The following is a 13,697-nucleotide window of genomic DNA, read 5'->3' as shown; positions in this document are numbered from 1 at the left end:
GATCGCCTCTGTAAATACTATTTCTGGTGTCAGTGACCAAAATCACTCCTAAGGAAGAAGACTGTCACGTTTTTTTCTAGGTTTCGATCACCCAAGCTTAAAAATAAATTAACCATATTAGTAATACAGATTTACATACCGTAAATCATCTGGTGAGGGGAAGGGGAGATTGAAATGTTGGAAAAATTTATGGTAGCCGCCACACTGACATTTTCGCTCAACCTGTTTTTAGGACACAGCTGGTCAAATGCTCCCCTGACCTATTCAAAAATCAACTTGCAAGAAACCGCAGATCAAATTGTCAGTCTTTTGCCTCTGGCTAATAATCAGGCTCCCGAAAGTGCCGAGCGATATAATTCTGCACGATAAAGCAGAGAATTCCTTAATGGTTTATGCTGGGGAAAATAGAGCGTTACGGCTGTACGACTCGATATGAAACCCCAAATCGCCGCAACAGCAGCATTATTGGCAACAATTTCCCTAGCAGTTCCCGCAATAGCTGAAGATGTGCAACATCTCAGGCAGCTGTTGGCAACTAAACAATGTCCGCAGTGTAATTTGAGTGGAGCAGGTTTTGCTTTAGCTGACCTGTCGGGAGCAAATCTGAGTGGCGCTGACTTGAGCCGTGCCAACCTAAGTCGTGCTAACTTGACTGGTGCTAACCTGGCTGGTGCCAACCTCAGCGGCGCTTCATTGTTTGGTGTTAACTTGGCTGGTGCTAACTTGACTGGTGCTAACCTAACTGGCGCTGACCTGAGAGAAAGTTATTTAGTTAATGCAAGTATGGTTAGTGCCAATGTCAACGGTGCTAACTTTCAGGCTGCTATAGGTATCCCCAACTACGCAGCCACAGCTGAGGAATTCTATACTTGGGGCGTGGTAGAAGGCCAGAAAGGGGATCAAGGAGGAGCGATCGCTCATTTCAATCAGGCTCTAGCTCTTAAACCTCAGTTTGCTGCCGCCTATTTTGCTCGTGGAGTAGCTCGTTACCAAGCAGGCGATCGCCAAGGGGCGGTGCTGGATTCCCAAAGGGCCGCAGAAATTTTTACAGTCCAGGGGAATATGCAAGGCTACCAAACCGCCCAACTTTTCATTAAAGAGATTACTACACCTCCGAAACAACCAGGTAGCGGCGGTGGAAATCTGATGAACTTCCTGGGAGGGATTGGTTCGCTACTACTGCAAATGCTTTTGTAAGTCTTGTGGGGTAGGCTAGGGGCATCCGCCCACCCAATATTCTCAAAGCAGTTTATGACCTTATCCAGCGACTTGTGGCAGACTAATCAAGATTTAGCGCAAGCCTGCCTTAAGCATTCCTTTGTTCAGGGCATTGCTGACGGTACGCTGCCTCAAGAGCGATTTGCCTACTACGTGGGGCAAGATGCTTTTTTCTTAGAAGCTTTTGCCCGTGCCTATAGCATCGCCGCAGCTAAGGCTCCCGACTCTGAGGCATTTAACATCTTCCACACCCTCGCAGGCGGTGTTTTGGATGAGCTTCGCCTGCATCAAGGATATGCGCGAGAGTGGGGAGTAGACTTAGCGGCAGTAGAACCGGGAGCCGCGACGCGCCGTTATACTGATTTTCTGCTAGCTACAGCTTGGGGTTCTAATATTGGCGCGATCGCTGTGGCAATGGCACCCTGTATGCGTCTTTATCTTTTCTTAGGTCAGCAACTCGCTCAAAAGGGGATTCCAGACCATCGATACTCTGACTGGATTCGCACTTACAGCAGCCAAGAATTTGACCATCTGGCTGAAAAGCTGGAAAAGCTAGTTAACCGCTACGCCAGCGCCACAGCATCTGTAACATCAACTTATCGCTATGCTATGTTGTGCGAACGAGACTTTTTTCAAGCGGCATGGGAGAGTGAAGACTAAAACCTTATGTTTTTGACAGCTTTAGTTGCTATCAATGAGATTTTTAGTATGCAAAACGGGAGCAGCACATTGCCGTCATACTACAAGTTTAGGGCTACAACTTTATTAATGTAGCCGCGATTTTTAATCGCCATATATTTTGCCTAAATTGGATTAGGTTTTCAAAACTTGTGTTTAACATTACGAATTTTTTTATTAATAAACCTGTTGGTAGCTCTTTGAGCGCGAACTATCCAATTTGGGCGAACAAGTCGCTGAGGACGTTGCTCAGGGGATTTTAAAAATCGGTAATGCAGAAACACATCTTGATAGGGAATATCCACATCTTCACCTGCACACAGTCGAGCAAATTTCGACGACGATATACTCATATAGTGCAGATAAGTAAGCGGTTGCCCTTTGTCGTAAAATACTTGATTTACTACTTCAAACTTCGACGACCAATGACTACCAGTTGTCTCCTCTGGATTATGATAGGCGAAATTATAGTAAGGAATGTCACTGCGTAAGACCATGTAGTTTAGTAGTGGTTGGTCAATACAGCGCAAGGACATTACATCAGCTTCGCCCGCCTTGAGTTTGCCCAACAAATTTTCGATTCTTTCCCGATCAAAAACATTTTTTTTAGAAGCAAACCAACCAGAACAGAAAATGTGAGATTTCAATTTTTCAGGATTAAAAATTTTTATTAGTGTCTCTTCTTGCGGCTCAAAAACATAATGCAGATTCGACTTATATTGAAAATCATTTGTCACCCAATCGTACTCATCTAGCTTTTGATAAACCTCATCAAGAGATTTCATTGCTAGGGTGTCTGCATCAAAATAGATAAATTTATCAAAAGGCCCATCAAAGCAGCAAAGTCTCCGGTGTCTTGCTAAACGATAATTTACTGGCAAGCCTCTTTCCTGCCAAACTTTTTGAGCGTTTTGATGGGCATTCCAAGCTTGATCGGCAAAGTTTTCCCAGTAAGCGATCGCGTCAGCATCCTCAAACAAGGTAACGTTATCTCTCGTTGCTACCTCGGCACGAATTTTATCTAATTTAGAGTCGTAGGGAATGATACAAACTGGGATATTTGGGCTGACATTGACTTCAATACTGTTCAGCAGTGCTACTAACTGGTCGTAGACCACATCATTAGCTAGTGTATAAATACCATTAACCATAAAAATTCTCCTAGCCCTAAGTACGGGTAGTAGTAGCAGAAAATAGGCGACTTACCAATTTTTGCAGCCATGAAGGCTTATCTTCTTTAAGGTAGCGATAATGTTCCCATAAGTCCCAGTATGCGCCCCCCGGTTTAAGCGGTGTACCTGCCCAATGGAGATATATTAGACGTTTACCCTGATCGTAAAGGACGTGGTCTTTCTCCTGAAAGTGTTTAGAACCAGCCCAACTACCAGGTTCTCCTTCTGGAGTTTTAACAATATTGTAACGTTTGGGAATAAGCTTAAGCACCATGTAGTTGAGAATTGGCTGGTCTGTTACTCCTTGAGTAAAGTCGAAATACTCGCGGTGGGTTGCACACTCGCGTAGTATTTCATCCATCTGCTGTTCTGTAATTGCTCCCTTTTTAGAAGCCCAAAGACCACTATTAAAAACGTCTTGAAGTTCCGCTTCAGTGAAGATGTTGTGTTCTTTCACATAGGGGGAAAATATGTTCCGCAAGCCTTCGTTAGCATGATGATAATCGCAACAGATAAAACCTACTTCAGATAGCTTATTTAAGACATCTGAAATCTTATTGAATACGATAATATCAGTATCAATATAAAGAAATTCATCTAACGGGCCGAACCATACCGCTAATTTACGCATTTTATTCGGTAAGGCTAAAAAATCCCGATCAAATATCTCTCCAATTTTTTTGGTAAATTGATCTATAAACTCTAAGTTAGGAAAAAGCTGAACATTGTGTAATTTGTTGAGAGTATCGGCGACTTTCTGATATTCTTCATTAAATGGAATGAGAAAAACGGGTACTTCGGGATCGTAAGAACGAATACTATTAAGGAGCGCGATCGCATTATCGTACACGCGGTCATTAGCAACTATATAAATTCCCCGACTCATACCTATTCCTCAACGAGTTAATTTCAACTTTCTCAAAACTCTTTTTAAAACACTTGGGGGCGGTGTATAATCGTGCGGTTTTCCAGGGCTTGTAAAAACTGGACGCTTCTCTGGTTCGTGGAGGTAGCGGTAGTGTAAAAACAAGTCACGATAGGGAAATTCAATATTTTCTCCAGCACATACACTCTCAATAGTTTTAGGCTGAACCCCAATATAGTGAATGTAAGTGAGACGATTCCCCTTGTCGTACAATATGCGATCTTGTTCTTGAAAATGCTTGGAAGTTGCACTACACCCCGTTCTTTCACTTTCTGGTAAATGTTGAGCCAAATTACAAGAGGAAAGTTGCGATCTCATTACCATATAGTTTATCAGTGGCTGTTCCCCAGCACCCGAATACAGGATTTCGCCTTCCCCTTCTCTCAATTTAGATATCAGCCAATCTCGTTGCTCTTGCTGAAAGAGTCCCTGCTTAGCTCCATAGAATCCAGAACAAAATATTTCCGAATCAACTCGCTTTTTCTCAAACACTTGAAACAGCTTTGGTGACTTTATATTGTAAACTTTGGTAGCATCTAAAAATTGAAAATCATAAACCACCCAATCAACTCGTTCCAATTGCTTAAAGATAGGGTTCAGTGAGTTCATCAACAGGGTATCAGCATCCATGTAAACAAACTTCTCAAATGGTCCATCAAAACCACAAAATCGCCGATGAGCGCCATAAAGCCGTTTGTTCGGATTTAAACGATCAGGGGCAGCATTCAGCATAAACTGATCCCAGCGCTCGATTGACTCTCGATCGTCGTAAATAAAGACGTTGGGTCGGTTCGCTATTTCAGATGCAATCCTCTCTGTTTGATCATCAAAGGGATATACACAGACAGGAGTCTCTAGTCCGGATATCACTTCAATACTGTTGAGCAAAGCCACCAACTGGTCGTATACCTTGTCATTACCAAGGGTGCAAATGCCATTCATAAAATGATGTATAATTTCCTGGAATTTTCAAAACCTCAGTTAGCAACCTTGCGAAGAGTTGCCTATTGTAACTTCTGTCTTTAAATTTAAGAAAGAGTCCTGAGCAGTTACCTAGCTTTGAAGGGAGATGCAGTCGCTGGAAACAGTTTATTCCAACTGATGAAGTTCCCCAATTATACTAAATACAGGTACCCTAATGTATAATAACATAAGGATACTTAAAATAAGATAAAATGTCCAGGCTTCGCTAAATCTTTATTCAATTTTAATCAATTTATCAGTCTCAGGGCAAGGGGACGAGTGCTATGCTAAAAGTAGAGAGAAAGTATACCGGCAGCTATTTAATGTAAACGGTATACTTGTCTCTACTCAACGGATATAAGTCAATTTTTAGAAAAAAACTGAGGACGATCGTGGAAGGAATATACACCCTAGCTAATGATAAGGTTTACGATCAGCTAGTCGCTTTGCTCAATAGTATAGAGGCTAATTGTGGTGACGTAGCAGTCTGCGTAATTCCATATAATGAAAATATTGATTTAGTCAAACAAGAAATTCATCAAAGAAAAAATGTTTTTTTGTTTGAAAATCAAGATTCCTTAAAAAAATGGGATAGCTTCGTTTCTCAGTTTTATGAAATTTATTATCAATATCCGCACCAAGGATTAACAACCAAAGATACTCAGAAGGTTCCCCATAGCCGAAAGTATTGTGCATTTGATGGTGATTTTAAAAAATTCGTTTTTATAGATTGCGATACCTTATTATTTCAGCCTCTCGATCATGTCTTTTCTAAGCTAGATCAATATGATTTTGTTGTCCATGACTTCCAAAGAATCAGCTCTTTGAGAAGAAAAGATGTAAATAAATATTATAAGATTTTTCAGACAATTTATGACTCCGAGGATGCTTTATCTCTTCGGTTTCACTGTAGTGGTTTCTGGGCGTCTAAACAAGGGTTAATCAGCAAAGAGGATTTGGATTATTTCTTACAAGAACTTTCAAATGGCGATGTCAAGATTTTTGGTCATTGGTTGAGCGAACAAATGGTACTCAATTATATGACGTTGAAAAAGAACTTCAGACTCTATAATTTTACATTAGATGAAGAATCAGCATACAACACAGGTGTTTGCATAACCTCAAAACATTTTGAAGAAAAAGACAAAATTTTGTACGATGGCAGCAAGGAATTAACTTACTTACATTACATGGGCATTAAAAATGAACGATTAGAAAAGCTGTGCCAGTGGAAAAAAAGAAATATTCCTTACAACGAGCTGCTGTTGTACTTAGCAGACAAGCTGTTTAAGTGGCAGCTAAGAAGCGTGCCTTACCGGGACATATTTCTATATTACAGATTTCTGAATAAACGCCAAAAAGTCTGAAGATAGCTGAGATTTCCCTTAGACAAACTCAAAACTTTTTAACAAAGTTTGAAAGCCATTCAAGCAAGTTTAGTTTATGGAGAATAATCTGCCTCGCCTCAGCGATCGCATCTCTAGCTGCATACCAATAATCAGGCGTAGAAGTTATTTCTTTGATTACTTCTAATCCTTTTTCATCAAGGCTGGGAAGTCTAATAAAGCTACCAGGCGGTAATAATTTATCCGCTGCTGATCCACCATAATAAATTGGCAAACACCAAGCTAACAAACAATCCCAAAGTTTTTCACTTACATACCAATCATTTTCAGCATAATTTTCGATCGCCAGGTTGTAGTAGTAGGGAGCCATAACATACCATTTGTTATTAACAACTCCCTGCCCATTAGCCCAATCTGGCAAGTCTCGGCCGTACAGATCAAACTTGACTTCACTAGATTTCAGAAGTTTCATAAACTCTAAACGCTTACGATGATTAGCTGAACGGCTGATGCCAGAAGTTATCCAACTGCAAATCTTCACCTTTTCTGGAGGTTTCATCTCGTTCAATTCCCGAAACGAATTTTGGTGATACCAAATAGCAGGCATATATTCTGAGTTCGGCGCAGCATCATCGGGACTCGAAATATATCCACAATAAGGCTCTGACTTTTGATAACAGATGAGATTTCTTTGCGGGTTTAAAGGTGGTTCCCGCCACAGAGAGATAATTCGCTCTTTAGGAACACCACGAAGTTTAGCTTGCAATTCTTGCATCTGTTGGTCATAACGACTTTGTTGCTGTCGTTGTTTGAAAAACCATTTTGTTTTCTGAGGAAGCTGGGGAAAGCCAGCAAAGTTGTAAAGTAGCATAAAATCTGGGTTTGGTGCTTGTGCAAGCATTTGAATATCACCCCAAGCCCCAAAGGAACCTGGGGTTTGTTGCCATAACCAATCGCTTTGATTCAAACCTGGATATCCACTCAACATCCCGATAATTTTTCTTTCCATATCTCAACTCGATTAACTATTTAGCTATGAATTTCGCAAAACTTACAGGTGGCACTTTCCTACTATATTTCCCTTTAGGAAGTTAAGCAAATAAAAGGGGACGCATAGAATCATCAACATAATTCATTATTTTGGCAATTCTATTCTCACAGGAAAACTGATGGGCAAATTCAATATTTTTTGTATACCCTTCTGTACGTCTTGGATAGGTTTCCAGAACTTGCTTAAGACATTCGGCAAATTTGAGTGGGTTATCTGGTTCACACCAGCCAGCAATAATATTAGAAGATTTGAATTCTATTAAAGGTGGAATTTCAGTTGCAGCAATCGGGGTGCCAGATGCTATGTAGTCAAAGAATTTCAGGGGAGATGTAAAAGTTGCAGCCTCAGTAAAACGATGAGGGTGAGCTAAGATATCAGCTGCTTGAAGTAAACTAGCAAGCTGATTTTGGGGTAGATAGCCGAGAAAGGTAACATTATTAACCTGTTTCTTTCTAGCCATCTGCTGATAGGCTTGTACCTGTGGTTCAGTGCCGCCAGCAAGCGCAAACTGAATTTGGGGCAATTTTTCAGCAACATCAATGAGCAAATCAACTCCCTTAAACGGGTATAAACCTCCAGAATAAACAACTATATGGTGACGATCTTCAACAAGAAGTTTTTGACGCCATGCCTCAGCTTCTTCAGGTTTTCTGATTAAAAATAGATTATTAAGACCACTATGAAGCTTAATAATTTTCTCAGATGGCATTCCATGTTGAATCATATTTTCCCGAACTGTTTCTGAAAGCGTAACAGCTACCTGAAAGAAGGGACTGTGCACAATTTCCGGTTCAAATTGCTTAGAATCATAGTGGTGATGTTCATAGATCACCGGAACTTTATGCTGAATTGCTACTTTTGTAAAGTTCCAATCTCTCGTATGCACAATTTTAGTATGAGGCAGGATATGAATTGGAAAGTAGTATTTACATATAATAGTACTTGAACTTGTTAACTTCCCACCAAAACGATCAACGGGCCAAGGTAAGGGCAGGGGAGCAACTTTCAGTTTGTCCTGAATATTATAAAATTCAACCAGTGTTTTTTCAGGAGTTCTAGGACGAAAGGGAAAAATTAAATCTACCGGATTGAGAACCTTAATATCTTTAGAAGGATAAACTAAAACTGCTGAATAACCTAGATTAGCGGCTGCATTTGCTGAATGAGCCGCCCAAACCAAACTAGCCACGTTCGGTTGAGGTAATACATTTCTAGTAAAGAATATATAGTGTTTGGTCATGGGCGCTTTAAAAACTATTCCTTCAAATTAAAGGGAAGCCATTGTTATTTAAGCGGCAGATTAGCGCTATTTTCAAAAAACTCGATGGTATTGAGAATGCTGATGGCTGAGCTATAAGATTCTTCAAGTAATTCATTCTGCTCTTCGGGAGTATCTACTAGTTCGTCAGCCAGTAAGCGCAGGGAACCAATTATAGAGTTAAGGCGGGTACGAGCTTCGTAAGAAAGACGATTACGGATTTCTTCATGGTAGGTGGATATACCTTGAGGCTGTTGAGAGAATTGCATTTCGTACAGACGCGCATAGAAGCCGCCTTTACTTAAAAGCTCTCCATGCGTCCCCACTTCCACGACACGTCCTTTATCTAGCACAGCAATTTGATTGGCTTTTTGCACAGTCGATAGGCGGTGAGCAATCACAATCGTAGTCCGCGAACGGCTCAACTCCTCGATTGCTGCTTGTACAAGGCGTTCAGAAACAGTATCTAACGCACTTGTTGCTTCATCAAGAATTAAGATATCTGGGTCTTGCACTAGAGCGCGAGCGATCGCAAGGCGTTGGCGTTGACCTCCAGAGAGCAGAACACCGCGATCGCCTATGAGAGTATCAAATCCTTTTGGCAATCCCATAATAAATTCATAAGCATTTGCTCGTTTCGCTGCGGCGGTAACTTCTTCGTCCGTGGCATCTGGTCGGGCATAAGCAATATTATTGCGAACCGTGGTATTGAACAGAAACGTATCCTGGCTAACAATCCCCATTTCCCTTCGGAGAGTCTTGACGTCGAACTCACGCAAGTCAGTTCCGTCTATAGTTATGCTCCCTATCGTCGGGTCATAAAATCGCGGTAAAAGGTCAGCCAAAGTTGACTTCCCAGCACCCGATGACCCTACCAAAGCCAAAGTTGTTCCCTTTGGCTGGTACAAATCAACATCCTTTAGTACCATATCCGCCTGACTAGGGTAGCCAAAAGATATCTGATTGAAATGAATCCCTTCTTGCAAAGGTTTGTAAGTTACAGAACCGTTGCCCATGAACGGCTTATTATCTCGGCGCAAGAAGTCATTAGCTATCTCTACACTAGCAGCGCTATTGGCTAAAGCTCCCCGTGCGCTATTTAACTGTGTAATAAAGGGCAGTAACCGGAAAAGCAACAATAAGTAAGTCAGTAGCACTGCCGAAAGGGATTCAATCTCATTAGCAAAGAAAGTCCGCCCAAGAAAGACGATCGCAATCAAACCAACAATACCAGTAACCTCGCTAACTGGGCCAATAGCCGCCGAGTTTGCCTGAGATTGGAAATCAGCTTTTTCGCGAGCACGAATTAAGTCATGAATTCTTTGATACTCTCTGGGTTCGTTCCCTGTTGCCTTAACCAGTCGAATCCCACTAAGTGCTTCTAGTAAAGAGATAGAATAACTTTTAGACATCTCTGAGAGCTGCTTGCCAAAATACTTAGCACGGGAAATCGAGTATTGATTGACTACCGCAACTACAGCCAGCAAAACTGTTGAAGCCAACGTCAGTTGCCAGGAGATAGCTAGCAGCAAAGCCACAAACACCAACACCGTAATTACGGTTATCACCAATTTGAGCGCGGTGCTAATTGCCCCAGCAGCCCGACTGACTTCTCCACCCAAACGATTAATCAGATCGCCGACTTTTGCCTGGGAGTAAAAATCTAAGTCCACCTCTAGCAACATCTGCACTCCTGCTTCGCGGAGATCGGAGGTGAGGGCCCGCGACAGAGAACTCGATACTAACGAACTAGCATAGGTCGCAAGGTTCTTCAAAACAATGATTAGCACAATAGCCCCTGCCATTACTATCAGCCGATAGTCGCTAGGAACTCCATCAAAGGGCGACATAATAAACTTAAGAATCGGCGGGCCACTCTTTAAATCTATTTGTTCACCTAAAAAATTTAAAATTATAGGTGCAATTAGGGCTGTACTCACCCCGTTAAATAATCCCCCAGAAAAGCCCAAAATAATTGTTAGGACAATCCAAGCAGGATATCGGCGAGCAAATTTTAAGAGTAGCTTACTTGAAGACATACAGCCCTTCCTGCTACAAAGTTACTGGTAATCAAAAGAGACACTTGATTTATTCTCTAACCGTCTGACCAAAACCCAAATTTGTAAATTATTGTTAAGTATATTCAGATGTTCTTTTTACACTCAACAAGCTTTAGTGACTATAAATTGGCAATTACCTGTGAGAGTATACTTGCCATTGCACCAATACTGTAAGATTCTACACATCTTTACTCTTGCCCGTTTTCCTTGCTCCTGAGCTTCTTCTAAATAGTGGAACATCCATTGGATCTTTTCGACGATTTGGTTCGGGCAACTCGGCTCGACAAGATAACCAGTTCCACCTAAAATTTCTGCAATATCTCCAACTCGTGTAGCTAAAACAGGTTTAAGCCTCACTTGATTAATAATTTAAACTTTTCCAGCTAGTTGCAAGTTTTTAATCACATCAGATAGTATAGCTGCCATTGTATCAGTGCTATAGTAATTTATACATCTTTCCCTCGCTTTCATGCCCTGCTGATTTGCTTCATCTAAATGCTCGAATATCCATTGGATTTTTTCAGCAATTTCTTCCGGAGATTCTGGAGTAACTAGATAACCTGTGCCGCCTAAAATCTCTGGAATATCGCCAACGTAAGTAGACAGAATTGGCTTTGCCATTGCCATCCCATCTGTTAGTTTGAGCGGGAACTGAGCCTGCGCGGCAGGGGTATCTCGTTGGGGAACAACCACAATATGGGCGGCGGCTACCACAGCAGGCATTTCTAAAACTGGGTATTTTGGTAGTTTGATAATCCAACGCCCCCACTGTTGCATCAATTGATTATCGTAGGCATCGTATGGACTTCCCCCAACAATTACAAGTCTAAGGTCTGGCTGATTCAACACATCTAGTGCCGCTAAGACATCTTCAAGACCTTTGTACGGTCGTGGCGCTCCAGGAAACATTAAAATACGGTAGCCTGCGAGGCCATAACGGATTCTACTTGCCTCGGAATCGAATTGGCTGGGATCGAAAAGAGTAGTATCTTTACCATTCGGTAAATACACACCTCCAAAGCGTTCTTTCAAGAATTGAGTGTGTAATGTAATGGTATCTGCATAAAATACCAAGCTTTCTAACCACTTTAAATAAAGAGGGTGATCTGGATATCTTAATGCCCCATCACGCTTCAAAGTATCTCTATAAAATTGCTTTAAACCGGGACGATATTTCCATTGTTCGCCGCCATGCCAACTGAGTTCCCAGTCATCTATATCTAAAATAACAGGACGACGAGCTGTTAGCTTTTTGATGATAGATAATCCAAAGCTTGTAGGTTTCAGCTTTACGGCGTATATAATATCTCCATCAATTTGTTTGATAAGTTTTTGAGCAGCTTTTATAAAGCCTGAGTGATAGGCGCATGGAATGGCAACAATTGGAATCTTTGATTGAGAAACTTCTGGTGATTCATCACCGAAAACAAAGCCAAAAATTTTTACTTCATGGTTCAGTTTCTTTAAGGCTTCATACAGCAAAAATGTGCGGACTGCCCCCCCCCACCTTCCTGCCCCACTAGCGGATAGGTCGCTAACAACTAATGAAATCTTTAATTTTTTGTCTTGCTGTAAATCCACAAATTTTAAGTTATTTTAGATAGTTGAACATAGTAATAGTACAGTTTAGTTAAAACTAACTAAGTTAATGCTTTCTAGAAACCGACTTCATTCTTTATTAGTATAATCAGTGAATTTAGAACATCAACATAAAAGTAGGATTGGGTGTACGGCAGAAAGAGCCAAGCGTAAAGAAATCAACCCAGCAGGGGTTAGTTGTCTTTTCCTCATCCCCTGCTGCTAAGAAAAGGATTGAAGAAGGTCTAGCCCACAAACTTTAGATGACCTGTCTGAATTTCGTCAAATATACGATTAATTTGGCGACGTTCTCCGTCGGTAACATTGTAATCAGAGAGGATAGCAGTTGTCAGCTGAAGATGCTCGTTGAGGCTGAGTTGACCAGATGAAAGGATGCGATCTACCATGTGCTGAATTTGCTCTTTTGGCTGACGATCTCGTGTCCATGCCATAGGTGGTTGGTCACTCCTGGTTTAAGGCAATTTAGCGCTTTATTGTCTATTTAAGACTATCTGCCTCATATTGGTTGGCATTTAGCTAAAGTTACTGCAAGAATAATGTAAAGAAATAATAAATTTTATGCCAGGATGGGATAATTGCTCATCAAGAGGAGTGTTGAATGCAGGTTCAACGAATTCCGGCACTTTCGGACAACTACATTTTTTTGCTGCACGATCCGATTCAGAAAATAGCAGCAGTGGTAGACCCAGCCCAAGCGCAGCCTGTGCTGCGGCACCTCGAAGAAATTGACACTGAGTTGGTAGCGATTTTTAATACTCACCATCATAGCGATCATGTGGGCGGAAACCAGCAGCTTTTGCAGCATTTTTCTGGTGTCTGCGTGTATGGAGGTGCTGAGGACAAAGGTAGAATTCCGGGGCAAGAGGTGTTTTTACAGGAAGGCTCACGGGTAGAATTTGCTGGTAGAGTCGGCGAAGTTTTCTTTGTTCCGGGGCATACCCGCGCCCACATCGCCTACTACTTTCCCCCAACAACAACCGAAGAGCCGGGAGAATTATTCTCTGGCGACACCCTTTTTGCTGGAGGCTGTGGCAGACTGTTTGAAGGCACGCCAACGCAGATGGTGTCTAGCTTGGGCAAATTGCGGGCTTTACCTGATAACACGCGAGTTTGGTGCGCCCATGAATACACCCTGAAAAATCTTGAATTTGCCTTAACTGTAGATGGCGATAACCCAGAGTTGCAAGCCCGGTGGACTCAAGTAAAAGCTGCCCGTAGCCGTTCTGAGGCGACAGTGCCATCCCAACTTGGCATAGAAAAGCGCACTAATCCATTTTTGCGCTGGGACGCTCCTGTGCTGCAATCAGCAGTGAAAAGTCTAGACCCTGTGCAGACTTTTGCCAGGCTGCGCGGGATGAAGGATCGGTTTTAGATTAAAAGATTGCGATCGCTCACTATCTTTTTGTAAGATGGAGTGTTCTAGCTTA

The 13,697-nt window shown here is 41.8% G+C and carries 13 protein-coding genes; 5 read left to right on the top strand and 8 right to left on the bottom strand.

The window, feature by feature from the left end; translation table 11 throughout:
* Positions 1-174 precede the first annotated feature (174 nt).
* From NDI42_RS10940 to NDI42_RS10930, 3 genes are all read left to right on the top strand, one after another.
* Positions 175-369: a hypothetical protein gene (locus NDI42_RS10940; protein ID WP_190459075.1), complete on the top strand. Its 195-nt coding sequence runs from the start codon at positions 175-177 to the stop codon at positions 367-369.
* A gap of 63 nt (positions 370-432) precedes the next feature.
* Positions 433-1,197, top strand: coding sequence for a pentapeptide repeat-containing protein (locus NDI42_RS10935; protein ID WP_190459073.1), 765 nt, complete (start codon positions 433-435; stop codon positions 1,195-1,197).
* Between the two features lie 54 nt (positions 1,198-1,251).
* A complete protein-coding gene (locus tag NDI42_RS10930; protein WP_190459071.1) occupies positions 1,252-1,878 on the top strand; it encodes a TenA family protein in 627 nt (208 codons plus the stop codon).
* Between the two features lie 161 nt (positions 1,879-2,039).
* Here the strand turns inward: NDI42_RS10930 and NDI42_RS10925 are convergent, their stop codons facing one another.
* Genes NDI42_RS10925 through NDI42_RS10915 form a run of 3 tightly spaced genes read right to left on the bottom strand, consistent with a single transcriptional unit; the run spans position 2,040 to position 4,935 of the window.
* Complete coding sequence (locus NDI42_RS10925) at positions 2,040-3,047, bottom strand: Npun_R2821/Npun_R2822 family protein (protein WP_190459069.1); 1,008 nt, start codon at positions 3,045-3,047, stop codon at positions 2,040-2,042.
* A gap of 16 nt (positions 3,048-3,063) precedes the next feature.
* A complete protein-coding gene (locus tag NDI42_RS10920; RefSeq protein WP_190459068.1) occupies positions 3,064-3,954 on the bottom strand; it encodes an Npun_R2821/Npun_R2822 family protein in 891 nt (296 codons plus the stop codon).
* Positions 3,955-3,963: 9 nt separating this feature from the next.
* Positions 3,964-4,935, bottom strand: coding sequence for an Npun_R2821/Npun_R2822 family protein (locus NDI42_RS10915; RefSeq protein WP_190459066.1), 972 nt, complete (start codon positions 4,933-4,935; stop codon positions 3,964-3,966).
* Between the two features lie 413 nt (positions 4,936-5,348).
* On the opposite strand from NDI42_RS10915, the gene NDI42_RS10910 reads away from it, so the two are divergent.
* Positions 5,349-6,323, top strand: a complete 975-nt coding sequence (locus NDI42_RS10910; RefSeq protein WP_190459064.1) for an Npun_R2821/Npun_R2822 family protein — start codon at positions 5,349-5,351, stop codon at positions 6,321-6,323.
* 28 nt (positions 6,324-6,351) lie between these two features.
* Here NDI42_RS10910 and NDI42_RS10905 read toward each other — a convergent pair whose 3' ends face one another.
* From NDI42_RS10905 to NDI42_RS10885, 5 genes are all read right to left on the bottom strand, one after another.
* Positions 6,352-7,311, bottom strand: coding sequence for a glycosyltransferase family 10 domain-containing protein (locus NDI42_RS10905; RefSeq protein WP_190459062.1), 960 nt, complete (start codon positions 7,309-7,311; stop codon positions 6,352-6,354).
* Positions 7,312-7,393: 82 nt separating this feature from the next.
* Positions 7,394-8,593, bottom strand: coding sequence for a glycosyltransferase (locus NDI42_RS10900; protein ID WP_190459061.1), 1,200 nt, complete (start codon positions 8,591-8,593; stop codon positions 7,394-7,396).
* A gap of 44 nt (positions 8,594-8,637) precedes the next feature.
* Positions 8,638-10,650, bottom strand: coding sequence for an ABC transporter ATP-binding protein (locus NDI42_RS10895; RefSeq protein ID WP_190459059.1), 2,013 nt, complete (start codon positions 10,648-10,650; stop codon positions 8,638-8,640).
* Between the two features lie 390 nt (positions 10,651-11,040).
* Positions 11,041-12,252, bottom strand: coding sequence for a glycosyltransferase (locus NDI42_RS10890; RefSeq protein WP_190444452.1), 1,212 nt, complete (start codon positions 12,250-12,252; stop codon positions 11,041-11,043).
* Positions 12,253-12,494: 242 nt separating this feature from the next.
* Entirely contained in the window at positions 12,495-12,701 is a 207-nt protein-coding gene (locus NDI42_RS10885; RefSeq protein WP_190444451.1) for a hypothetical protein, read from the bottom strand.
* 167 nt (positions 12,702-12,868) lie between these two features.
* On the opposite strand from NDI42_RS10885, the gene gloB reads away from it, so the two are divergent.
* The gene (gene gloB / locus NDI42_RS10880) at positions 12,869-13,642 is read left to right on the top strand and encodes a hydroxyacylglutathione hydrolase (RefSeq protein WP_190459057.1); all 774 of its coding nucleotides are present in this window, start codon (positions 12,869-12,871) and stop codon (positions 13,640-13,642) included.
* Positions 13,643-13,697: the final 55 nt, after the last annotated feature.

It is taken from the genome of Funiculus sociatus GB2-C1, assembly GCF_039962115.1.
Taxonomy (GTDB): Bacteria; Cyanobacteriota; Cyanobacteriia; order Cyanobacteriales; family FACHB-T130; genus Funiculus; species Funiculus sociatus.
This window is presented reverse-complemented; position numbering and strand designations above follow the sequence as displayed.